General features: G+C 67.8%; 20 protein-coding genes and 2 pseudogenes. 10 read left to right on the top strand and 12 right to left on the bottom strand.

The window, feature by feature from the left end:
- Positions 1-23: 23 nt before the first annotated feature.
- Positions 24-1688 (bottom strand): choline dehydrogenase, encoded by a 1665-nt coding sequence (locus ACP694_RS18240; protein WP_426014800.1) that lies wholly within the window; start codon positions 1686-1688, stop codon positions 24-26.
- Positions 1689-1926: 238 nt separating this feature from the next.
- Positions 1927-2457, bottom strand: coding sequence for a gamma carbonic anhydrase family protein (locus tag ACP694_RS18235; protein ID WP_426014798.1), 531 nt, complete (start codon positions 2455-2457; stop codon positions 1927-1929).
- A 316-nt stretch (positions 2458-2773) separates the two neighbouring features.
- On the opposite strand from ACP694_RS18235, the gene ACP694_RS18230 reads away from it, so the two are divergent.
- Together ACP694_RS18230 and ACP694_RS18225 are read left to right on the top strand one after the other, a co-directional pair.
- Entirely contained in the window at positions 2774-3556 is a 783-nt protein-coding gene (locus ACP694_RS18230; protein ID WP_426014796.1) for a PhoH family protein, read from the top strand.
- A gap of 127 nt (positions 3557-3683) precedes the next feature.
- Positions 3684-5672 carry an OPT family oligopeptide transporter gene (locus tag ACP694_RS18225; protein WP_426014794.1) on the top strand — a complete coding sequence of 663 codons (1989 nt, stop codon included), beginning with the start codon at positions 3684-3686 and terminating at the stop codon, positions 5670-5672.
- A gap of 110 nt (positions 5673-5782) precedes the next feature.
- On the opposite strand, the pseudogene ACP694_RS18220 reads toward ACP694_RS18225, so the two are convergent.
- From ACP694_RS18220 to ACP694_RS18200, 5 genes and pseudogenes are all read right to left on the bottom strand, one after another.
- Positions 5783-6082: pseudogene (locus ACP694_RS18220) on the bottom strand (GNAT family N-acetyltransferase); the annotation flags it as partial.
- Positions 6083-6458: 376 nt separating this feature from the next.
- Complete coding sequence (locus ACP694_RS18215) at positions 6459-6668, bottom strand: DUF3126 family protein (RefSeq protein ID WP_426014792.1); 210 nt, start codon at positions 6666-6668, stop codon at positions 6459-6461.
- Positions 6669-6718: 50 nt separating this feature from the next.
- Positions 6719-7051, bottom strand: coding sequence for a LysR substrate-binding domain-containing protein (locus ACP694_RS18210; protein WP_426014790.1), 333 nt, complete (start codon positions 7049-7051; stop codon positions 6719-6721).
- Positions 7048-7356 (bottom strand): LysR substrate-binding domain-containing protein, encoded by a 309-nt coding sequence (locus ACP694_RS18205; RefSeq protein WP_426014788.1) that lies wholly within the window; start codon positions 7354-7356, stop codon positions 7048-7050. The genes ACP694_RS18210 and ACP694_RS18205 overlap by 4 nt, the downstream gene beginning before the upstream one ends.
- A gap of 179 nt (positions 7357-7535) precedes the next feature.
- Positions 7536-7607, bottom strand: a pseudogene (locus ACP694_RS18200) (LysR family transcriptional regulator); the annotation flags it as partial.
- A 140-nt stretch (positions 7608-7747) separates the two neighbouring features.
- Between ACP694_RS18200 and ACP694_RS18195 the strand changes: the two are divergent.
- Positions 7748-7891, top strand: a complete 144-nt coding sequence (locus ACP694_RS18195) for a hypothetical protein (RefSeq protein ID WP_426014786.1) — start codon at positions 7748-7750, stop codon at positions 7889-7891.
- Between the two features lie 141 nt (positions 7892-8032).
- Here ACP694_RS18195 and ACP694_RS18190 read toward each other — a convergent pair whose 3' ends face one another.
- A complete protein-coding gene (locus tag ACP694_RS18190) occupies positions 8033-10963 on the bottom strand; it encodes a M16 family metallopeptidase (protein WP_426014784.1) in 2931 nt (976 codons plus the stop codon).
- Between the two features lie 184 nt (positions 10964-11147).
- On the opposite strand from ACP694_RS18190, the gene ACP694_RS18185 reads away from it, so the two are divergent.
- The 5 genes from ACP694_RS18185 (at position 11148) to ACP694_RS18165 (ending at position 16611) form a co-directional block, all read left to right on the top strand.
- The gene (locus ACP694_RS18185; protein WP_426014782.1) at positions 11148-13025 is read left to right on the top strand and encodes an ATP-binding protein; all 1878 of its coding nucleotides are present in this window, start codon (positions 11148-11150) and stop codon (positions 13023-13025) included.
- Positions 13026-13153: 128 nt separating this feature from the next.
- The gene (locus ACP694_RS18180; protein ID WP_426014780.1) at positions 13154-13504 is read left to right on the top strand and encodes an ArsR/SmtB family transcription factor; all 351 of its coding nucleotides are present in this window, start codon (positions 13154-13156) and stop codon (positions 13502-13504) included.
- Entirely contained in the window at positions 13497-13973 is a 477-nt protein-coding gene (locus ACP694_RS18175; RefSeq protein ID WP_426014778.1) for an SRPBCC family protein, read from the top strand. The genes ACP694_RS18180 and ACP694_RS18175 overlap by 8 nt, the downstream gene beginning before the upstream one ends.
- A 368-nt stretch (positions 13974-14341) precedes the next feature.
- Positions 14342-15064 (top strand): ABC transporter ATP-binding protein, encoded by a 723-nt coding sequence (locus ACP694_RS18170; protein ID WP_426014960.1) that lies wholly within the window; start codon positions 14342-14344, stop codon positions 15062-15064.
- On the top strand, positions 15061-16611 hold the full coding sequence (locus tag ACP694_RS18165; protein ID WP_426014776.1) for a hypothetical protein: 1551 nt from the start codon (positions 15061-15063) through the stop codon (positions 16609-16611). Before ACP694_RS18170 ends, ACP694_RS18165 begins: the two co-directional genes overlap by 4 nt.
- A gap of 119 nt (positions 16612-16730) precedes the next feature.
- Here ACP694_RS18165 and ACP694_RS18160 read toward each other — a convergent pair whose 3' ends face one another.
- The 4 genes from ACP694_RS18160 to ACP694_RS18145 all read right to left on the bottom strand — a co-directional run bounded on the left by ACP694_RS18160 (position 16731) and on the right by ACP694_RS18145 (position 21223).
- Positions 16731-16895 carry a hypothetical protein gene (locus ACP694_RS18160; protein WP_426014773.1) on the bottom strand — a complete coding sequence of 55 codons (165 nt, stop codon included), beginning with the start codon at positions 16893-16895 and terminating at the stop codon, positions 16731-16733.
- Positions 16896-17018: 123 nt separating this feature from the next.
- Positions 17019-18914, bottom strand: coding sequence for a PAS domain-containing protein (locus tag ACP694_RS18155; protein ID WP_426014770.1), 1896 nt, complete (start codon positions 18912-18914; stop codon positions 17019-17021).
- A 176-nt stretch (positions 18915-19090) separates the two neighbouring features.
- On the bottom strand, positions 19091-20524 hold the full coding sequence (locus tag ACP694_RS18150; RefSeq protein WP_426014768.1) for a DEAD/DEAH box helicase: 1434 nt from the start codon (positions 20522-20524) through the stop codon (positions 19091-19093).
- A gap of 360 nt (positions 20525-20884) precedes the next feature.
- On the bottom strand, positions 20885-21223 hold the full coding sequence (locus tag ACP694_RS18145; RefSeq protein WP_426014766.1) for a PRC-barrel domain-containing protein: 339 nt from the start codon (positions 21221-21223) through the stop codon (positions 20885-20887).
- Positions 21224-21306: 83 nt separating this feature from the next.
- Here ACP694_RS18145 and mutT point away from each other — a divergent pair, with 83 nt between their 5' ends.
- Both mutT and ACP694_RS18135 read left to right on the top strand, forming a co-directional pair.
- The gene (gene mutT, locus ACP694_RS18140; RefSeq protein ID WP_426014764.1) at positions 21307-21723 is read left to right on the top strand and encodes an 8-oxo-dGTP diphosphatase MutT; all 417 of its coding nucleotides are present in this window, start codon (positions 21307-21309) and stop codon (positions 21721-21723) included.
- Positions 21639-21890, top strand: a complete 252-nt coding sequence (locus ACP694_RS18135) for a Flp family type IVb pilin (RefSeq protein WP_426014762.1) — start codon at positions 21639-21641, stop codon at positions 21888-21890. The genes mutT and ACP694_RS18135 overlap by 85 nt, the downstream gene beginning before the upstream one ends.
- Positions 21891-22043 lie beyond the last annotated feature (153 nt).

The raw sequence follows: 22043 nt of genomic DNA, 5'->3' as shown, positions 1-22043 counted from the left end.
GCACAGAGCGCGGCCCGACGCGCCTAGGCCGCCACCGCCCGCCCATCCTCGAACACCGGCACATCCACCGGCGCCGCCAGGGCCTTGCCGCGCAGCAAGTCCGACGCCCGCTCGGCGATCATGATGGTAGGGGCGTTGGTGTTGCCGCCGATCAGGGTCGGCATGACCGAGGCGTCGATGACCCGCAGGCCGGCGATCCCTTGCACCCGCAGCTGATCATCGACCACGGCCAGCGGATCGCCCGCCGCGCCCATCCGGCAGGTGCCGACAGGATGGTAGATGGTCTCGGACTTGGCGCGGATCCAGGCGTCGAGGTCGGCGTCGGTCTTGATGTCTGCGCCCGGCGAATACTCGCTTTCGCGATAGGGGTCGAAAGCCGCCTGAGCGACCACGTCGCGGGCGATCCTGACGCCCTCGCGGATGGCCCGGCGGTCTTCCTCGGTCGCCAGGTAATTGCCCAGGATGGTCGGATCGTCGAACGGGTCGGCCGAGCGCAGGCCCACCTTGCCTCGGCTTTCCGGGCGCAGCTGGCAGACGTGCAGGGTGAAGCCGTCCTTCTCGACCTGGGTCTTGCCGTGGTCTTGCATGATGGCCAGCACGCCGTGGATTTGAAGGTCGGGCCGGTCCAGGTCGGGCCGCGACTTCAGGAAGGCGCCGCTCTCCAGGAACTGCTGACGGCCCAGTCCCTTGCCCAGCAGCATGTAGGACAGGCCGGTGCCCAGCTTCCTCAAGCCCTTGTTGGCCGAATAGGCGGTGGTCAGGTTCTTTGTGGTCCAGGACAGGCAGACGTCCAGATGGTCCTGCAGGTTGGCGCCGACCCCCTTGCTCTCCTGGACGACCGCGATCCCGTGGGCCTTGAGGTCCTCCGGATCGCCGATGCCCGACAGTTGCAGGATGTGCGGCGACTGCACGGCGCCGGCGCTGAGCAGCACCTCGGCTTCGGCATGGGCCGTGACCTTATCGCCGCTGGCTCCGACGACATATTCCACCCCGATCGCCCGACCCTTCTCGACCAAAATCCGCGTCGTGCGGGCCTCGGTCACGCAGGTCAGGTTTGGACGGGTCATGACCGGGGTCAGATAGGCGGCCGCCGCGCTCCAGCGTTGGCCGTCGCGGATGGTCAGGTCGTAGGGGCCGAAACCCTCCTGCCGGTAGCCGTTGAAGTCCTTGGTCACCGCATGGCCCGCCTGGCGACCGGCCTCGACCAGGGCGGTGTAGAACGGGCTCTTGGACTCGCCGCGCGACACGTGCAGGGGACCGGCCTCGCCGTGATAGGCGTCGCCGCCGCCGTGGTGGGTTTCGCTTCGCTTGAAATAGGGCAGGACCTCGGCATAGGACCAGCCGGCCAGGCCCATCTGCCGCCACTGGTCATAGTCGCGCGCATGGCCGCGAATATAGACCATGCCGTTGATCGCCGAGCTGCCGCCCAGGCCCTTACCGCGGGGCCACCACAGCTTGCGGTCATTAAGGTGTGGCTCTTCCTCGGTCCAGAAGCCCCAGTTCTGGTCGCCCTTGGCCTTGATCAGCTCGCCCACCCCGGCCGGCATCTTGACCAGGAGCGATGTGTTCTTGCCGCCGGCTTCCAGCAACAGGACCTTGATATTGGGGTCTTCCGTCAACCGCGCGGCCAGGACGCAGCCGGCCGAGCCGGCGCCGATGATGACGTAGTCGTAGCGCGTGCTGGTCATGGCCCGACATCGCCTCCCTGGTTTGTTATCGTTGTTAAGCCAGAGAGTGATCCGGGTTTTGGCGGCGGGCAAGAGGGTTTGGCGGGTGTCGTAGCGGCATCATGTCCTCCTCCTGTGGGTGAGGTGTCGGCGAAGCCGACGGAGGGGGGAATGATCGGCAGACTGCCGTACCCTCGATTCGCAACCCTAAAACTCCCCCACCGATCGCTTTGCGATCGCCTCCACACAGGGGGAGGATTTAGGCCACCACCCTCAACCCCGCGCGATACCGCTTCCAATTCTCCACATAGTGCAGCGCCGAGGCCTGCAGGATCATCGCCTGATGCTCGGAGACCTCGCGCACCACCTTGCCGGGCGCGCCCATCACGACAGCGTTGTCCGGGATCTCCTTGCCTTCGGTGATCAGGGCGCCGGCCCCGATCAGGCAGTTCCTGCCGATCCTGGCGCCGTTGAGGATGATCGAGCCGATGCCGATCAACGAGCCATCGCCGATCGTGCAGCCGTGCAACATCACCATGTGGCCGATGGTCACATTGGCGCCGATGGTCAGCGGAGCGCCGCTGTCGGTATGCAGTACTGAGCCGTCTTGAACATTGCTGTTCTCACCGATCGTGATCGGATCATTGTCGCCGCGAACTATTGCCCCCCACCAGACGCTCGAATTCCTGTGCAGGATGACGTTTCCCATCACGGCGGCATTGGGCGCGATCCAATATTCGCCTTCCGGGGGAAGCTGGGGAACTGCGGCGCCCAAGGAATAGACAGTCATCCGTACACCCCGTGTTTTAAAAGCGAGCAAGGCCTTAACGGCTCATAAACCATGCGAGCCCCATTGTATTTGTGCGATTCGAAGGGGAACACTCCTACATCGGGAATCATTCTTCTTCGTAACCGGTCGTGGTTCGATCATCGATCATGGCATCCCGACGACGGAGACCTTGAGTGTCGGTTTTGGGGTTTGGGCGTACAGATCCGCCTTCGGGGCCCAGCTCCGAACCGTCCGGCCGCGCTCGCGCCTCCGTCTATCTCCTCCCCATCTGCCCTAAGGACGACGCCATTCGGCTTCGTCCTTTTTTCATGCCTGAATGGAGGCTTTCATGACCAAGCGAGCTCTCAAGCGGACCGTGCGCGAAGGCGCTAACGACGCTGGCCACTACGATGACGGCAAGGTGCGCCGCCTGCCGGTGGAGCATCGCGGCGGCTGGTCGCCCTTGAGCGGCCCAGATCAGGAGGAGCGCGACCAAAGTTATCTCAAAACGATCAAACCCAAATCGCCGGGCCAAGCCAGCCTGATGGAGGCGATCGATGACAAGAATTTGATCATGGCCCTCGGTCCGGCCGGCACCGGCAAGACCTATATCGCCATCGCCAAGGCCGTCGAAGCGCTGGAAGCCGGCAAGGTCGGCCGCATCGTGCTGTCGCGCCCCGCCGTTGAGGCCGGCGAGTCGCTGGGCTACTTGCCGGGCGACATGGAAGAGAAGCTGGCACCCTATCTGCGCCCGCTCTACGACGCCATGAGCGACCGGCTTTCGGTCAAGCGGATGCGGTCGCTGATGGCCGAGGGGGCGATCGAGATCGCGCCAGTCGGCTTCATGCGCGGTCGTACCCTGAACAACGCCTTCGTGGTGATCGACGAGGCCCAGAACTGCACCTACATGCAGCTGAAGATGCTGCTGACCCGCCTAGGCTGGAACTCGACCATGGTGGTGACGGGCGACCCGAACCAGTCGGACCTGCTGCCGGGCATCTCGGGCCTGGGCGACGTGGCCGAGAAGTTCGAGGCGCTGGAGAACATCGCGGTGGTCCGCCTGGCCGACCGCGACATCGTCCGCCATCCGCTGGTCGCGGAGATGCTGGGCGTTCTCTGAACCGTTCCTTGAAAGGGAATTCAAGGGCAACGCCAATCGGCGAAACGGGAAAATGCGGAACAAGACTTGAGTTTGGGGCGGTCGGACGTGCAAGGTCCGGTCGCCTTAACTCTTTTCAGGACCCTGCATGTCGTCCGACACCATCGTAACGCCCCGGTCGGAGTTCACCGTTCGAGGGGTCCTTCTCGGCATCCTGATCACGCTCGTCTTCACCGCCGCCCAGGTCTATCTGGGACTGAAGGTCGGGCTGACCTTCGCCACCTCGATCCCGGCGGCCGTGATCTCGATGGCGCTGCTGCGGGCCTTCAAGACCGCGACGATCCAGGAAAACAACATCGTCCAGACCATCGCTTCGGCGGCGGGAACACTGTCGTCGGTGATCTTCGTGTTGCCGGGCCTGCTGATGATCGGCTGGTGGAGCCACGTGCCATTCCTGACCACCTTCGGCGCCTGCCTGGTCGGCGGCATCCTGGGCGTGATGTACACCATACCCCTGCGCCGGGCTCTGGTGACCAATTCCGACCTGCCCTACCCCGAGGGCGTCGCCGCCGCCGAGGTGCTGAAGGTCGGCACCGGCTCGCGCGAAGGCGCCGCCGAGGGGGTGTTTGGCCTGATCGCCGTGGTGCTGGGCACCATCGCCTCGGCCCTGTTCGCGGCCCTGGCCGCCGCCAAGATCTTCGCCGCCGAGGTCGCAGGCTACTTCAAGGCCGGGGCCGGCGCGACCGGCCTGGGCGCTTCCAGCTCACTGGCCCTGATGGGCGCGGGACACCTGATGGGCATCACCGTCGGCGTGGCGATGTTCGCCGGCCTCGCTATCGCCTGGGGCGTTCTGGTCCCGGTCATGACCACCCTGCACCCGATGCCGGACGTCTCGGTCGCCAAGCACGCCCTCACGGTCTGGAAGACCGAGGTGCGGTTCATGGGCGCGGGCGTCATCGGCGCCGCCGCCATCTGGACCTTGGGCAAGCTGGCCGTGCCGATCTGGTCGGGCCTGATGTCAGCCTTCGAGGCCAACAAGGCCCGCAAGGTCGGCGGCGTGATCCCGCGGACCGAGCAGGATATCCCGATCGGCATCGTCGGCGTGGTGTCCCTGGCCCTGCTGGCTCCTGCCGGCTGGTTCCTGGCCCACTTCCTGACCGGCGGCCCGATCACCAGCATTGCGACCCCGCTGGTCGCCATCGGCGTCGGCTATGTGCTGATCGCCGGCCTGCTGGCCGCCGCCGTCTGCGGCTACATGGCCGGCCTGATCGGCTCGTCCAACAGCCCGGTCTCTGGCATAGCCATCCTAACCGTGCTGGGCGCCTCGCTGATGGTCGGCGTGGTCGGCCGAGGCGTCATCGGTCCCGATGTCGCCAAGGCCTTGGTCGCCTACGCCCTCTATGTCACCACCATGGTGCTGGCCGTGGCCGTGGTGGCCAACGACAACCTGCAGGACCTGAAGACCGGACAGCTAGTCGACGCCACGCCGTGGAAACAGCAGGTGGCCCTGATCATCGGCGTCGTCGCCGGCGCGATCGTCATCCCCTTCGTGCTGGAACTGCTGAACCGTTCGAACGGCTTCTCCGGCGCGGCCAACCTGGCCACCGTGGCTGGGGCCAAGCCGCTGGACGCCCCCCAGGCCACCCTGATCTCGACCCTGGCCAAGGGCGTGATCGGCGGGGATCTGAACTGGACCCTGCTGGGCGTCGGGGCGCTGATCGGCCTGGCCCTGGTGGCCGTCGACCTGATCCTGCGCAAGTCTAGCCAGGAGCGCCTCAGCCTGCCGCCCCTGGGCGTGGGCCTGGCCATCTACCTGCCCAGCGCCGTCACCGCGCCGGTCGTGGTCGGGGCCTTGGCCGGCTGGATCTACGACAAGATCGTCGGCAAGGACCGCATGGCCGCACCCGCCAAGCGCCTGGGCATCCTGATCGCCTCGGGCTTCATCGTCGGCGAGAGCCTGTTCAACGTCGCCCTGGCCGGCCTGATCGTCACCACCAACAAGCCCGGCCCGTTGGAAGTCCCCTTCGCGCCCTCCGAGCACGTGGGCATGATCCTCGCCCTGGTCGCCGCCGCGGTGGTCGTCATGGGGTTGTATGGCTGGGCGCGCAGATCGGCCAACAAGATCGCCGACGTCTGATCGCGGCCGCCGAGTGGAAGACCGGGACCCGGAGGGCGAGCGCCTTCCGGGCCCCTTTTTGTTGAGACTGGACCCAGCACCGTCAGGATCTGCTCGCACCGAAACCGAAACCCCAGCGCCTGATACAAGGCGATCGCGCCGGCGTTGTCGGCGTAGCTGTGCAGGAACGGCGTCTCGCCGCGCGCCTGGATCGCGCCAGCCACCTGCAGCATCAGCCGCGCCGCATAGCCGCGTCCGCGAAAGTCCGGATGGGTGCAGACGCCGCTGACTTCGGTGAAGCCGTCGGGGCGCATTCGCTCGCCGGCCATGGCCGCCAGGCGGCCGTCGATCTTGACCCCGACGAAATCGCCCAACTGGTGGGTGCGGCGGAAGAACGGCCCCGGCTTGGTCAGGGTGGCCAGGGCCAGCATCTCCGGCCCGTCGGCCTCGGTCAGCGGCTCGATCGCGAAGGTCACCGGCTTTGGCGCGGCCAAGCTGTCAGCGGTCATCTGCCAGCACAGGGCGCGTTTGATGACCGCCGTGTCCGGGACCGGTGGCGGATCGAACCGTTCGAACAGCCCGACCTCGCCATGGGCGCGGACCAGCCGCTGCAGGGCGGCCAGGCTGCCCGGCCTGTTGTCTGCCGTCGCCGCGAACAGGCCATAGTCGGGGTCGACGCGCAGGGCGGGACCATCGACGATGGCGTGCTCGGCCTGGCGTCCGGTGAAGGCCGACCAGACGGGGCGGTCGAGGGGATGGCTCCTCACGCCCTTCGCCGCCGACACCAGACCCTGCCTGTCACGGATACTAGCCTTCCAGGTCTTCCGCCAGGATCGCCATCTCGAACATGAACGAGCCGTCCTCGTCCTCGTCCTGGAAGACGACGCCAATGAATTCGCCGGCCACTTCGACCTCGGCGGAGTCCTTCTGCTTGGGGCGAGCCTTGAGCGCGATGTGGGGGTTGCCGAAGGTGCGCTTCAGATGGCCTTCGAGCTTGGCGATGGTGGCGGCGTCCATGACGGCTCCTGGTCTCGTTGGGGCGCCGGGGCGCGGGGGATCGGCGGAAACTAAAGGGCGTCAGGGCAAAGTGTAAGGGGGTTTGCGCCTTTAGCTGGCCTGGCCTGTTGAGAACCCGGCGGCGCGGGGGTCGCCGCGCCCTCGGCCGACAGCCAGTCGCGGAAGCGGCGGGCGGGCTTGGTGGCCTTGCCCTTGGGTGTGAGGGCGCACACCTCGGCTCGGCCGGGGATCAGCCCGATCGGCGCCACCAGCCGCCCACTGGCCAGATCGCTCCCGGCGAAGGCCCAAGGCCCCATCGCCACGCCAAGGCCGGCGGCGGCGGCTTCCAGCATGTAGAAATAGTGGTCGAATTCGCGGTTCACCGCCGCCGGCCCCAAAGTCATGCCCGACGCGGCTTCCCATTCCGACCAGCTTTCGAAAAAGCTGCGGGTGTGCAGGCGGGCAGGGCGGCCAGGGACGCCAGGTCCGGCGCCTGGGCGGCCAGGGCGGGCGAAACCACCGGCCCGACATAGTGCTTGAGGAACGGCGTGACGTCGGCGTCGGGCGAGGGCGGGGCCTCGGGCAGCCGCATGCGGATGGCCAGGTCGACGCCGTCGGCGCGGAAGTCGAAGGGGCCGTTGGACTCCACGATCCGCACCGGGATGTGGGGTAGGCGGCTACGAAGCCTGGCAGGCGCGGGATCAACCACTTCATCGCGAAGGTCGGCAGGCAGGAGACCACCAGGGCGCGGTCGGCGGCTGGCGGCGGCCGGGGAATCGCCGCGTCGATCTGGTCGAAGGCCGCCGTCAAGGCCTGGGCCAGCGTCACCCCGGTCGAGGTCAGCACCAGCTTGGTGCGCGGGCCTTCGGTCAGGGCGGCGCCCAGATGGTCCTCAAGCTGGCGGATCTGACGGCTGATCGCGCCATGGGTGACGCACAGCTCGTCGGCGGCCAGGGTCATGCGGCCACACCGCGCGAAGGCCTCGAAAGCGCGCAGGGCGTTGAGCGGCGGCAGCGATCGGGCGGTCATGTGACGAAACCTCACAGATGGCCGCTGATAAGTCGTTATTCGGCGCGGCGCAACGCGCGGATAAGGCGGGCATGACAAAGCCCGCTCCCCACCGCGCCATCCTCGCCCAATGGCTGGCCGTCGCGGCGGTTTGGGGCTTGGCGGGTTATGGGGTTTTGGCGGGGAAGCCGGCGAGCGGACAGGCTGATCGGGTTCACCTGATCGCCTGCCGGTAAATTCACAGTCCGTCTCACCTGCGAAGGCCGGGGCCCAGATGGAATGACTTTGAGGCGGGTTCCGGGAATGCCGCGCGCCTCCAATCAGCCCCGCGCCTTGGGATCTGGGTCATGGCCTTCGCCGGGAAAACGGATTTGGAGTTACTTCCCCTCCGGCTTGACCACCATCGTCCACGACTTGTCGTCGCCCAGGAAATCCTTGGCCGCCTTCTGCACGTCAGCCACCGACACCCGTTGCAGGCCGGAGATCACCGAGCGGGTCGAGTCCAGCAGGCGCGGATCGGCCTGGGCGCCCGACAGCACGCCGAGCCAGTATTCGTTGGTCTCGCGAGCTTTTTCGATCTGGTCGATGCGCGGCTTTTTGGCCCGGTCCAGCTCGTCGTCGGAGACCGCCTTGTCGCGCAGGTCGGCGGCGATCTGGCGGATGCTGGCGATGACGCCGTCGATCTTCTCGGGCGGAACCTCGACGCTGACGGCCAGATAGCCCCAGTGGTCGAAGACCACGCTGGCGGTGGCCGAGGCCGAGGGCGAGTAGGTGGCCCCCTGCTTCTCGCGCAGTTCGTCGGTCAGCCGTAGTTGCATCACCTGGGCCAGCAGCTGGGTGTTGCGGGCCCGCTGCAGGTTGGCGAACAGGTCGTCAGTCTTCCAAGCCATGAACAGCTGGGCCTGGTCGGCGCGGCCCTTGTGGGTGCGGACGATCGGCGTAGCCGAGGGAGCGGGGAAGGGGGACTGGTCGGCCGTGGCGGCGGCTGGCGTGTCGGTGCGGGCCGGCAGGGCGCCGAAGGTCTGGGCCACCGCAGCGACGGCCTTGTCCACCGTGATGTCGCCGACGATCACCACCTCGATGGCGTCGGTGGTCAGCGGCCCCGCGATGGCGGTCTTCAGTTGGTCGATCGCGCTGCCGGCGATCTCGGCCCGCGAGGGGAAGGTCCAGCGCCGGTCGCCGCCGCGCAGCAGGCCGCCCAGGTCTCGGCCCATTACGCCGCCCGCCGTGCCCTCCATCTGGTCGTGGATGGTGCCGTAATAGGTCTTCATCCGGGTGAAGGCCTCGGGACGCCAGCCGCCGTCGATGGCGTAGGCGGCCAGCACCTGCAGCTCGGTGTCCAGGTCCTCGGGGCGGGTGCGGCCCGACAGGCTGAAGGCGTCGTCCTCGACCCCCAGGCCGGCGTTCCACACCTTGCCGTTCAACACCCTGTCCATGTCCTGGGCCGAGATCTGCTTGAGACCGCCCTCGATATAGGCCGAGCCGGCCCATAGCGGGTTCTGGACCGTGGTCGGCAGGTCCAGCAGGCCGTGGCCGATGCGGGCCTTCACCAGGATCTGGTCGTCGCGGAACTTGGTCGGTTTGACAGTCAGGCGCACGCCGTTGGCGAAGCGCACGAAGACGGTGTCGAGATCGGTCACGTCCTTCTGCTCGGCGACCTTGCCCACGGCGCCAAAGCTGGCATAGGGCCAGGCGGTGTTGCTGGGCGCGGGGGGCGCTGCGACGGCGCTCGTCTGGCTGTCGGCATAGGCGGCGGTCACCGTTCCCTCGCCGCCGTCGATGGCGGTCGGTGTTGGTATGGTGATCAGCGGGCCGGAGCCGGTGAAGGCGGCCTTCAGCTTGGCCGAGACCTTGTCGGCGGTCAGGCCCTTGGTGGCCTCTTCGAACACCACCAGGTTCTGCGACGGGCTGGTGGGGATTTCCTTGTCGCCCAGGCTGTTGACGATCGCCCCGGCCAGGGCCGTGGTGCGCTGGGTGGCTTGGCCAGCGGCGGCGGCCACGAAGCCGGCGCGCATGGCGGCGATCTCGCGGTCCAGCTCGTCCTGGCGCACGCCGTACTTCACGACGCGGCGCTGTTCCTGGTCGAGGGCGGCCAGCGCTTCCTTCCAGCGGCCCGGCTGGGCGGTGGCGGCCAGGCTGGTGACCTGGGCGGCTTGGTACTGGTCGTTCTGCATCGCTACCCCGACAATGAACGGCGGGGCGTCATTGCGGCTGAGGTCCTGCAGGCGCCGGTTCAGCACCGCGAAGCCCAGGGCCTTGACCAACTCATCGGCGTCCTTGGCCTTGGTTTCCAGCTCCAAGTCGGGCGGATTGATCCAGGCCAACTGCACCGACAGCGCCGCGCCGGGCTCGACCAGCACCTTGGCGGTCAGGCCGCGTTTTGCCACGGGGCCGACGTCAGGCCGGACGCCCGCCGGACCTTGCGGCGTCCAATCGCCGAACCGGGCCTTGATCTTGGCCTCCATGGCGTCGACGTCGAAGTCGCCCACCGCCACGACCACCGCGTTCTCGGGCCGGTACCAGGCCTCGTAGAAGTCGCGGATGCGCTGGGCAGGGGCGGCGCGCAGGATCTCGGTCTTGCCGATCGGCAGACGCAGCGGCGGCCGCTGGCCCTCCATCTGGAACGAGAAGCCGTTGGTGAAGACGCGATAGGACGGGCTGTCGCGGGTGCGTTCCTCCGACAGCACCACGCCACGCTCGCGATCGACGGCGTCGGGGGCGATAGTCAGGGCGCCGGCCGCCTCGCGCAGCAGCATCATGGCGCTATCGACCGTATCGTCGTCGGTTTTGGGCAGGTCGAGCTGATAGCTGGTCTCGCCGATGCCGGTCTGGGCGTTGGTGTCGGCGCCGAACGACAGGCCGTGGCGCTCGAGGATCTTGACCATGTCGCCTTCCGGCACGTTCTTGCTGCCATTGAACGCCATGTGTTCGAGGAAGTGGGCCAGGCCCTGCTGCTCGTCGGTCTCGTCGATCGAGCCGGCGTCGAACCACAGGCGCAGGGCGGCCTGACCGGGCGGGGTGGCGTTCTTCTGGATCGCGTAGCGCATGCCGTTGCTCAGCACGCCAAAGCGGATGCGCGGGTCGGGCGCGACGTCGGACACCGCCTGCGGCCACTGGCCCGGCTTGACCGAAGCCAGGGTGGGAGCGGTCGAGGCGCCTAGCGCCGCGACCGGCGTTTTGGATGACTTGGCGGGCGTCGCCCTATCGGCGGGGCGGTCGCCGAGGGGCTTCGAAGGGGAAAGGGTCGCGCAGGCGGCGAGGCTGAGCCCGGCGGAGACAACAAGCGCCAGGCGCGGAACGCGGATCATGAGCGACCTTGGAAGTAGAGCGATGACATAGCGGCACCTTGGCCGCAGCCCGTGGCGCAAGCAAGGCGTCGGCGCCACCCTGTCTCCCTCCATCGTTTCGCGCGTGCGACATTAGGTCCGTGTGAATGCACGCCGAATGCCGCAATTGATGCGTTAATGGAGTGCTCTGTTTGGAAGCCCCTCGATGTCGCCGTCGCCCCGACCGTCCGCGCCCGCCTGCCTGCCGTTCGACACAGCGAGCTTCGAGCGCCTGCGCCGGCCGGTCTGGGTGTTCGACGACTTGCGCAAGCGCAAGGTCTACGCCAACCCTGCCGCCGTGACCCTGTGGGGGGCGGTCGACCTCGACGCCCTGCTGGCGCGTGACTTTTCCGACCAGTCGCCGGCGGTGCGCACACGGATGGAGACCATCCACCAGAAGATCGCCCGGGGCGAGGCGGTCACCGAGCACTGGACCTTCTATCCCCTGGGCGTTCCGACCTCGGTCTCGGCCACGATCTCGGCCATCACCCTGGCCGACGGCAGCGAGGCGATGCTGTTCGAGGCGACCTCGCTGGCGATCAGCCCCGACGAGCAGCGCGCTGCCGAGGCGCTGCGACACACGCCGGTGCTGGTCGGGCTCTTCGACGGCAAGGGCCGGCGCCTGTTCGCCAATCCCAGCCGCATGGCCTGCTTTCCTGATCAAAAAGTCTTCCACCAGGCCTTCGCCGATCCTGCCGAGGCCGAGCGCATCTGGGGCGAGGCCTTGGCCGGTGAAATCACCGTGCCGGCCTGTCGCGTCGTGACCTCGGCCGGCGAGCAGTGGCACGGGCTGACCGCGCGCCGCGCCGTCGATCCGGTGACCGGCGCGGTCGGGGTGCTGGTCAACCAGATCGACACGAGCGACCAGGTCGAAACCGCACGCGAACTGGCGCAGGCCCGAAGCCGCGCCGAGGCCGCCGCCCACGCCCAGGAGGAATTCCTGGCCAATATGAGTCACGAGTTGCGCACGCCCCTGACCAGCGTCATCGGCTTCGCGGGCCTGCTGCGCGCCACGCCGCTGGACGCCGGCCAGACCCGCCATCTCGACCGCATCGACGCCGCCGGCCAGGCGTTGATGTCGACGCTGAACGACGTGCTGGACCTATCGAAGCTGGAGGCCGGCGGCGTCGAGCTGGATTCGCGCCCGTTCGCCTTGGAACCGCTGCTGGACCAGGCGCTGGGGATCATCGAGGCCCAGGCCTCGGCCAAGAGCCTGAGCCTGACCAAGCGGATTGACGCCGACGTGGCGGCCTTCGTGGTCGGTGATCCCGAGCGCTTGCGCCAGATTCTGCTCAACCTGCTGGGCAATGCTGTCAAGTTCACGAGGGACGGCGGCGTAACCCTGTCGGCGCGCCGCCTCGGGCCAGACGCGGATGGCGCGGCCCGGATCGAGTTCTCGGTCACGGACACCGGCATCGGCCTGGCGCCCGACATGATCGATCACGTGTTCGATCGCTTCATCCAGGCCGACGCCTCGGTCACCCGGCGGTTCGGCGGTACGGGGCTCGGCCTGTCGATCACCAAACGGCTGGCCGAGGCCATGGGCGGCGAGGTCGGGGTCAAGAGCGACCTCGGAGCGGGTTCGCGGTTCTGGTGCGTCCTGCCGCTGCCCGTGGCATCGGCACCGGAAACCGCGCCGATCTCGCCAGCCACCGTCCCGACCGCTGGGGCGCGGGTGCTGCTGGCCGACGACAATGAGGCCAATCGAGAATTGGTCAGCGCGATCCTGTGTTCGGTGGGCCATCAGGTCGATCTGGCGACCAATGGCGTCGAGGTGGTCGCGGCGGCGGCGCGCGGCGGCTACGACCTCGTGCTGATGGACGTGCAGATGCCGATCCAGGACGGCGTCAGCGCCACCCGCGCCATCCGCGCCCTACAGGGCTCCGCCGCCCGTGTGCCGATCATCGCGCTGAGCGCCAATGTCCTGGCGGGGCAGATCGAGACTTACCGCGCCGCCGGCATGGACGACCATGTCGGCAAGCCGATCGCGGTGGGAGAGTTACTGGAGAAGGTGGCGCGATGGGGTGGGACGAGACGGGGGTAGGGTCCTCGTCGCGGCGCCCCCTTCCCGGCCGAGCCTTGCGCGGTCCCAGCGGGCGCGAGGGCTGATAACTCCGGCGCGTTCGACCGCCCCTTGCATGCCAAAAATCCGAGCGCTATACGCTGAACCATATGGTTCACTATTCAACATCTCGCCTCGACGCCTCGTTCGCCGCCCTCTCGGACATCACCCGACGTGGCGTTCTCGAGCAGCTCGGCCGTTCGGACGCCTCGATCACGGAGCTCGCCGACAGGTTCCACATGACCCTCACGGGCATGAGGAAGCATGTCGGCGTCCTGGAGCATGCGGGGTTCGTCACGACGGAGAAGGTCGGACGCGTGCGGACCTGCAAGCTCGGCCTACGCGGGCTCGAGGCTGAGGCGGCATGGATCGAAAGCTACCGTCAAGTCTGGGCCTCACGCTTCGACACGTTGGACAGGGTTGTCGAGGATTTGAAAGTCAGGGAGAAACGCGATGAGTAACCGCACGACGATCGAACGGAAGTCCGAGCGCGAGCTCGTTGTCACGCGTATATTCAACGGTCCGGCGCGCATCGTGTACGAGGCGTGGACAGAGCCCGAGTTGATGAAGCTGTGGTGGGCTCCCAAATCGTCGGGCGCGCCTCTGCTGTCCTGCGAAATGGATGTCCGCGTCGGGGGTCAGTACCGTCTCGAGTTTGGCCAGGACGCCGCATCGTCCTTCGCGTTCTTCGGCAAATACCTTGAGGTGACGCCGCCCTCGCGCTTGGTCTGGACCAATGACGAAAGCCAGGACGCCGCCGTCACCACGGTGACCTTCGAGGAAAGGGAGGGCCAGACGCTGTTGGTCCTGCACGAGCTCTATCCGTCGAAGGAAGCGCTCGACGAGGCCTTCGTCGGGATGGCAGACGGGATGCCCGAGCAGTTCGAGCAGTTGGACACGTTGCTGGCCACCTTGAGCGAGAGCGCGTGACGGTCAGGAGTTCTCCGGCTGGATTGGCCGCGCCTTAGCGGTTAAACAGGGCAGGCTGGGCGAACCGGCTTCCGGCTAGGCCTTCAAAGGACCGCCTACCGGACGCGAGCGGAAAACAATGGCGCGGAGCGATCGGCTTCGTCGAAACGGTGTTGAACACACAATTGCCGGACGATGTCCGCCGCTCCGCGACCCTTTTTCACACCTTCAGCGGCAACCCGCATGAAGTCCTACCCCATGGGGTAGGACCCTGAACAGGGGGCCCAAACACGTTCACATGCCCCAGCTCCACCGTCCCAAAGGACCCGTCCGTGACCGAAGCCTTGATCGTCCGCGGCCTGGACAAGACCTTCGCCAAGCCGGCGGTGATGGACCTGGACCTGACGGTCCACGCCGGCGAGCTCTACGCCCTGCTGGGGCCAAACGGCGCGGGCAAGACCACCACCCTGCGGATGGTCGCGGGCCTGACCAAGCCCGACAAGGGCGAGATCAGCATCTTCGGCGTCGACGCCAAGGCCGACCCGGCTGGCGCCAAGGCGATCACCGCCTGGGCGCCCGACGAGGCGATGATCTATGACAAGCTGACGCCGCTGGAATATCTGGAGTTCGTGGCCGGCCTGTGGAACGTCGAACCCAAGGCCGCCAAGGCTCGGGCCGAGGCGCTGCTCTCCAAGCTGGGCCTGGAGTCCGAGGCGCGGCGGCGCTGCGAGGGCTTTTCGCGCGGCATGAAGCAGAAGGTGGCCCTGGCCGGCGCCCTGATCCATGATCCCAAACTGCTGATCCTCGACGAGCCCCTGACCGGCCTCGACGCCGCCGCCGCCCGCCTGGTCAAGGACATGCTGCAGGAGCGCGTCGACGCCGGCGGCACGGTGATCCTCACCACCCACATTCTCGAGGTCGCCGAGCGCATGGCCGACCGCATCGGCATCATCGCCGGCGGCCGTCTGCTGGCCGAGGGCACGCTGGACGCCCTGCGCGCCCAGGTCGGCGGGATGGGGGCGGGCGGCGGCAAGGACGGCTCCACCCTGGAGGACGTGTTCCTGCAGCTTACAGCGACCCCCGCCCCCGTATCTGGCGAGGCCGTGGCGTGAACCTGGCGGCGCCGGGTTCGATCCTCTGGCTGCTGGCCCACGAGATGCGTCTCTACTGGCGAAGTTTCCGGGGCGGGCGGGCCGGCAAGGGCGCGCGGGGCCTGATCGGCCTGACGATCGTCGGCGCCATGATGATCGCCGGCGGCGTGCTCATCGCCCTGGGGCTGCACGGCCACGACATCCCGATCAACCCGCTGTCGGTCAGCATCGCCGCCCTGGCCAGCGCGGTGATCTTCACCCTGATGCTGTCCCAGACCCTCAGCGCGTCGAGCGAGGCGCTGTACGACCGGGGTGATCTGGACCTGCTGTTCTCCTCGCCGATCGGGCCGGCCAAGGTGCTGCTGGTGCGGGCGCTAGGCGTGGCGACGGGGGTGGCGACGATCTTCCTGATGGTCGCCACGCCCCTGCTGCTGCCGACCGTGCTGTATGGACATCCCGGCTGGATCGGCCTGTTCGGCGTGCTGGCGGCCCTGGCCCTGGCGGCGACGGCGGCCGGGCTGGTGCTGGCCATGGCGCTGTTCGCCCTGATCGGCCCGCGCCGCACCCGCACCGTGGCTCAGGTGATGGCGGCCCTGGTCGGCGCGGGCTTCTTCCTGGTCAGCCAGGCGCGATCCATCCTGGGGCAGCAGGCCAGCAGCAGTGTCTATGCCGACATCATGCAACGCAGCCAGGAAGGCCGGCTCAATCCGCCGCCCTTCGCCGACCTGCCGCTGCGGGCCATGTTGGGCCAGCCCCTGCCGCTGCTGGTCATGCTGGGCGGCGCTGCGGCGCTGTTCATCCTGTCCGCCCGGGCCCTGGGACGCCGCTTCTCGGACGCCGCCGCCGCCGCCCAGGGCGCGACGACAAGCGCCCCCGCCAAGGTTGGCAAGGGTCGCGCCCGGGCCTTCTCCGGCGGGGTTTTTCTGGCCACCCTGCGCAAGGAGCTGCTGCTGATCGGACGCGACGCGGCCCTGCTGTCGCAGGTGCTGCTGCGGGTGCTCTATCTGATCCCCACCGCCCTGGTGCTCAGCCGCAACGCCTCGCACGGGACGGGCGCGGCCCTGGCCGGCGGGGCGGGGGTGGTGGTCTTCCTGGCCGGTCAGGTCGCGGGCAGCCTGGCCTGGATCACCGTGTCGGCCGAGGAGGCGCCGGACCTGCTGTCGGTCTCGCCGGCCAGGATCGCCACCTTGCGCCGCGCCAAACTGGCGGCGGCCTGGCTCCCGGTGGCGCTGCTTCTGGCCCTGCCGATCGCCGTGCTGGCCTGGTTCGCGCCGCTCGCCGCCATCTGGACCACCCTGGGCGCGGCCTTGGCGGCCTGGAGCAGCGGCCTGATCAATGTCTGGCGCCAACGACCGGGCAAACGCTCGGAGTTCAAGCGTCGGGGCGGGGCGTCGTGGGTGGCGACCCTGGCCGAGATGCTGGTCTCGGCCCTGTTGGCCGGCGCCACCGGCGTCGCCGTGGCGGGCTTCGCGGTCTGGGGCCTGATCCCCTTGGCCTTGGCCGGCCTGGTGCTGCTGAGCCTGCGCCGCAGCGACGCCCAGATCGCCAAGGCCTTGCGATTAAGGTAAAGCTCCAATTAGGGTTTTACCCGATTGCACGACATTCCGCGCCGGCTAGGGTCGGTGTCGGGTCGGGGTTATCGAGGGGTTTGGGTTCACCGCGCCATGACCGCAGCACAGCTTGCCCTTCATCGGAACGACCGCCGGGAGTCAAAGGCCCTGGTCGTGGTGATCAGCGTGTTGCAACTGGCGCTCGTGGTGCTGGCCTGGCTGTTGGCCGTGGTTCCGGTGGCGTTGCTGGCCTTGGGCGTGATGACCGCGAAGGCCGTGCGCGCGGCGTTTCGACCTTCCACCCCGACCGCCAGGGCGCCCTCAGGGGTTCACGTCGCGACATCGCCTCTAAACGCCCCTCGCCGGGATGAGAGGATCAGAAAGGCTAAGATTCAACCTCAAGCCAGCGCCCCAAGCTCGCCCGCCTAACCCTCGAGCCCCGCCTCGATCCGGCAGACGACGCCGCCGGGTTGGAAGTCGATATGGGCCTCGCCCGACAGTTCCGCCGCCAGGCCGCGTTCGATCAACCGGGACCCAAAACCTCTGCGGGTGGGCGACGAAACGGGCGGGCCGCCCGATTCGGTCCAGGTCAGCACCAGCCGCGCTACGCCGGACGCCGCCTCGGGCTTTGACGTCACCGACCAGGCGATCCGCACATGGCCGGCCACGGTCGAAAGCGCCCCATACTTGACGGCGTTGGTGGCCAGCTCGTGCAAGGCCATCGACAGCGACAGCGCCATGCGCGGCGACAGCCGGACCGGTGGTCCGGTGAACGCAAAGCGGCCCGGCGCCCCGTGCAGGGCCTGCAGCCCGGTCAACAGGTCCGACAATTCCGCGCCCTCCCAATTTTCACGGGTCAGCAGATCATGGGCCTCGGCCAGGGCGACGATCCGGGCCGAGAAGGCCTCCTGGGCCTGGGGTAGCGAGCGGGCGGCGTGGAAGGTCTGGCCGGCGATGGCCTGGATCGTGGCCAGCGAATTCTTCACCCGATGGTTCAGCTCGTTGACCAGCAGCCGCAGGTGCAGCTCGGCCTTCTTGCGCTCGGTCACGTCGGAGGCGACGCCGACGAAGCGCACGCACTGGCCGTCGCGGAAAAAGGCGCGGCCAAAGGCCTCGATCCAGCGAAGGGCGCCGTCCGTGCCGCGGAAAATCCGGTATTCCTGGTTGAAGACGTGGTCGCTGGCGCGACCGGCCGGGTCGATTGCGATTTGAATCCCGTCTCGAAGCCTTGGATAATCGTCGGGATGGACCAGCCGGGCCACGGTCTCCGTGGTCGCTTTCTCGTCCTCGGTCAGGCCGAAAATCTCGCGACATCTGGGGTCCCAATAGCGCGCTCCGGTCGCGGGATTATGATCCCAGCGGCCAAGGCCGGCGGCCTCGACGGCGATCCGCAGGTCGGCTTCGGTGGCCTCCAGGGCCGCCTCGATCCGCTTGCGCTCGGTGATATCGACCATCACCCCGCGATGGCGCACCGCCCAGCCCTTCGTGTCGCGCTCGACTCGGCCCCGGGTCTGGACCCAGCGGATCGAACCGTCGGCATGGCGCAGCCGGTACTCCTCCAGGAAGTCGGCGGTGGTGCTCACATGGGTGCGCCCCGACTTCAGCAGCCGCTCGAAATCGTCGGGATGCAGGGCCTGCGAAAACTCCGACAGCGGCGCGCCTTCGGCGGCGCGTTCGGGCGACACGCCGTGAAAGGCCGCGTAGCGGGCGTTGGCATAGACCCGGTCGGCGACGATATCCCAGTCCCAGGTGCCCACGCCGCTGGCCGCATCGAGCGCCAGTTGATAGCGCTCCTCGCTGGCGCGAAGGGCCTGCTCGGCCTGTACTCGCCGGGTGGTCTCCGACAGGGCGATCAGGACGCCGCCCACGCCGCTGGCCGCTTCCGGGTCGGGCAGGGGCGTGAGACGTATGGTGAAATAGCCTTGGGTGACCGTTCCGTCGGCATGGACGGTCGGCAGCAGCAGGTCCTCAATGAGGTCGCCGCCGCTCACCCCGTCCAGCATCGCCCGCTCGGGGGCCTCGGCGTCGGCCGCCGAGGTCGGCGGGGCCTGGGCGAAGGTCTTGCCCAGCGTCTTTGGGTGACGCTCGCCAAGCATTGGGGCATAGGCGTCGTTATAGATCAGCACCAGGTCCCGGCCCCAGCGCAGGGCGGTGGGGAACTTGCTGGCCACGACCAAGGCGACAGCGAAGGTCAGGCTGGGCGACCAGCCGCCGCGCGGACCAAGCGGCGTGGCCGCCCAGTCGACAGCCTCAATCCGTGCGTCCATACCGCCGAGCCGCCGCGCGGCGATCGCTCCGCCCTGGTCACGGGTGTCCGCCATGCCCGTGTTCCTTCCCGACCGTGTCTTCAACGGTCAAAGAACAGACCTCATCAAAGGCGGGGTTTCAAGCGTCGCGGGAAGCCACTGGGATTCTTACCCAAAGAAACGCCGGCCGTTTCCATCCCTTGGGACGGAAACGGCCGGCGTTTCATCTAGGCGCCGTCTGGAGCTGACGCTTAGTCGATCGGATTCCAGCGTTGGTCAGCGGCGCCGTTGGCCCGCTTGGGGCCGCGGAAGTCACCGGCCGGCTTGGCCGCAGCGGGCGCGCCCTGAGCCTGACCGCCATTGCGGCCACGATTCTGGCCGCCGGGCTTGCCCTGGCCGCCGGCATTGGCGCCAGCGCCACCGGGACGACCGCCACGGTTACGTTGCTTTCGCAGTTCCGACGGCACGTTGTTGCGCGGGTCGGCGCGGCGTGGATCGACGTACTTTTCCGGCGGCGCCAGCTTGTCGGCCACGGCCGCGGCGGCCGCCAGATTCTTGTCGTTGCGACGGTCGAAGGTCGGGATCACCTGGCGGGTGGCCTTCTGGATGTCCTTCAGCAGGTTGCGTTCGTCATCGGCGCAGAAGCTGATGGCGATGCCTTCCTTGCCCTTGCGGGCGGTCCGGCCGATGCGGTGGACATAGGATTCCGGCACATTGGGCAGTTCGTAGTTGAAGACGTGGCTGACGTCGTTGACGTCAATGCCGCGGGCGGCGATGTCGGTGGCGATCATCGCCTTGACGTGGCCGGCCTTGAACGAGGCGAGAGCCCGTTCGCGCTGGCCCTGGGTCTTGTCGCCGTGGATGGCCGCGGCTTCGATGCCGCTGGCGACCAGGTACTTGGCCACGCGGTCGGCGCCGCGCTTGGTGCGGGTAAAGACGATGGCCCGCTCAACGGCCTTGTCGGCCAGCAGCTCGGCCAGCAGGGGGCGCTTGCGCTGGGCCTCGATGTAGATCAGCGACTGGTTGATGCGCTCGACCGTGGTGGCCGACGGAGTGATCGCGACCTGGGCCGGGTTCTTCAACAACTCGCCGGCCAGCTTGCCGATTTCGTTGGGCATGGTGGCCGAGAAGAACAGGTTCTGGCGTTCCTTGGGCAGTTGGCTGGCGATCTTGCGGATCGGCACCACGAAGCCCAGGTCCAGCATCTGGTCAGCTTCGTCGAGCACGAAGATCTCGACGCCATTCAGGTGGGCGGACTTTTCGCCCAGGTGGTCCATCAGGCGGCCCGGAGTGGCCACGACCACGTCGACGCCGGCCGCCAGGGCCTTCATCTGCGGGCCGTACTTCACGCCGCCAAAGATGGTGGCGACGGTCAGGCCCATGTGCTTGCCGTAGTCGCGGAAGCTCTCGGCGATCTGGGTCGCCAGTTCGCGGGTCGGGGAGAGGACCAGGCAGCGAAAGCCACGGCGCGGGGCCGGCTTACGGTCCTCGGCCAGTCGGTGCAGGATCGGCAGGGCGAAGGCGGCGGTCTTGCCGGTGCCGGTCTGGGCGATGCCCAGCAGGTCGCGGCCGCTCAGGACCAGCGGGATGGCCTGTTCCTGAATGGGGGTGGGCTGGGTGTAGCCCTTCTCGGTCAGCGCCTTCAGGAGGGGCTTGGCAAGGCCGAGATCGGTGAATTGCGTCAAGGTTGGATGCTTTCGTGCAGCCACAGAGACGGCGCATGCGATCCTCGCACGGCTCGCCTGGCGGCGGGTCGGTGGGGAGCGCCCCGCGTGACACGGGCGGTCTGATGGAAGCGTTCAGGGTGCTCGACAGGGCGGACCAGAAAGGTCCCTCACGCGGCTGGAGCACCGATAGCGCCAGACGGCGCACGCCCTAGATCGTTTATTGCAGGTGCGAAGTCAAGGGCGGGCAAGGGTGTGCGCGATTTGGCGCAGTGCGTCCTTCGAGGCTTGGCTGCGCCTCGCACCTTAGGATGAGCAATTCAGCAACAACTTCCCTCATCCTGAGGCGCCCGCGCAGCGGGCCTCGAAGGACGGACGGCGTCAGACCTCGAAGTACCGCTCCACCTGCGCCGCCCAGCCATAGGTGGCGCTGTTCAACTGGTCGCGGTCATAGGCCGGGGCTTCCTTGAAGCGGTCCTTGGCGATGTCGAGGACATAGGCTTCGGCCTTTTCGTCATAGGTGAGCAGGCGCCAGGGCAGGGGATGATACTTGCCGCCGGCCGCGAACAGGCCCGAAGGCTCGATCGCCACATAGCGGCCGATGCCGGCGTCGCGGTCGATATAGATCTCGCGGATCACACCAATCTTGTGGCCTCCGACGTCATTGACCTTCGTGCCGATCAGGGCGGCGCTCTTCACCAGGCGATCGTCGACGCTCATGGGGTTCTCCTCGTTCTGGGACAACCAACGCGGCCGCGTCGATGACAGTTGCCAAGCGGCGTGACCCGTTCGACTAAGGCGTCATGATCCAGTCCTCCCCCAAGCCCATCGTTCTCGTCGCCGCCGCCGCCCTGATCGACGTCGATGGGCGGGTGCTGATCTGCCAGCGGCCGCAGGGCAAGGCGCTGGCCGGGCTTTGGGAGTTTCCGGGCGGCAAGGTCGAGCCGGGCGAGACGCCCGAGCAATGCCTGATCCGCGAACTCGACGAGGAACTGGGAATCCAGGTGGCCCAGGCCTGTCTGGCGCCGTTCGTTTTCGCCTCCCACGATTACGAGTCCTTTCACCTCCTCATGCCACTCTACCTGCTGCGGCGCTGGGACGGACTTGTCACCGCCCAGGAGCATGAGGCGCTGAAATGGGTGAAGCCCGACAGGCTCGCGGACTATCGGATGCCGCCGGCCGACCTGCCGCTGATCGCCTGGCTGCGCGATCTGCTCTAAGCCGTTTCTGGCGCGACGAGCGCGGCGCCACGGCCATCGAATACGGCATGATCGTCGCCCTGATCGCCGTCGCCCTGATCGGCATCCTTGGCGCCCTGTCGGGCACCATCAAGACCACCTTCACCAAGGTGAACACCCTGCTGGCGACCAGCAACGCGGCGAAGTAGGCGGTTTTGCGCCAAGCTCAGCTTGGGTCCCCTCAGTTCACAAACGAAGTGCAACACTCTCTGACCGAGGTGTTGCGATGGGACAAGCCTATGATCACCTCACGCTCGAGGAGCGGTGTGAGCTTGCCCGGCGTCGTGAAGCGGGTGAGACGA

Source organism: Caulobacter sp. DWR2-3-1b2 (assembly GCF_049896345.1).
Taxonomy (GTDB): Bacteria; Pseudomonadota; Alphaproteobacteria; order Caulobacterales; family Caulobacteraceae; genus Caulobacter.
Note: the sequence above shows the minus strand (reverse complement) of the source record. Positions and strands in the feature narration are given on the sequence as shown.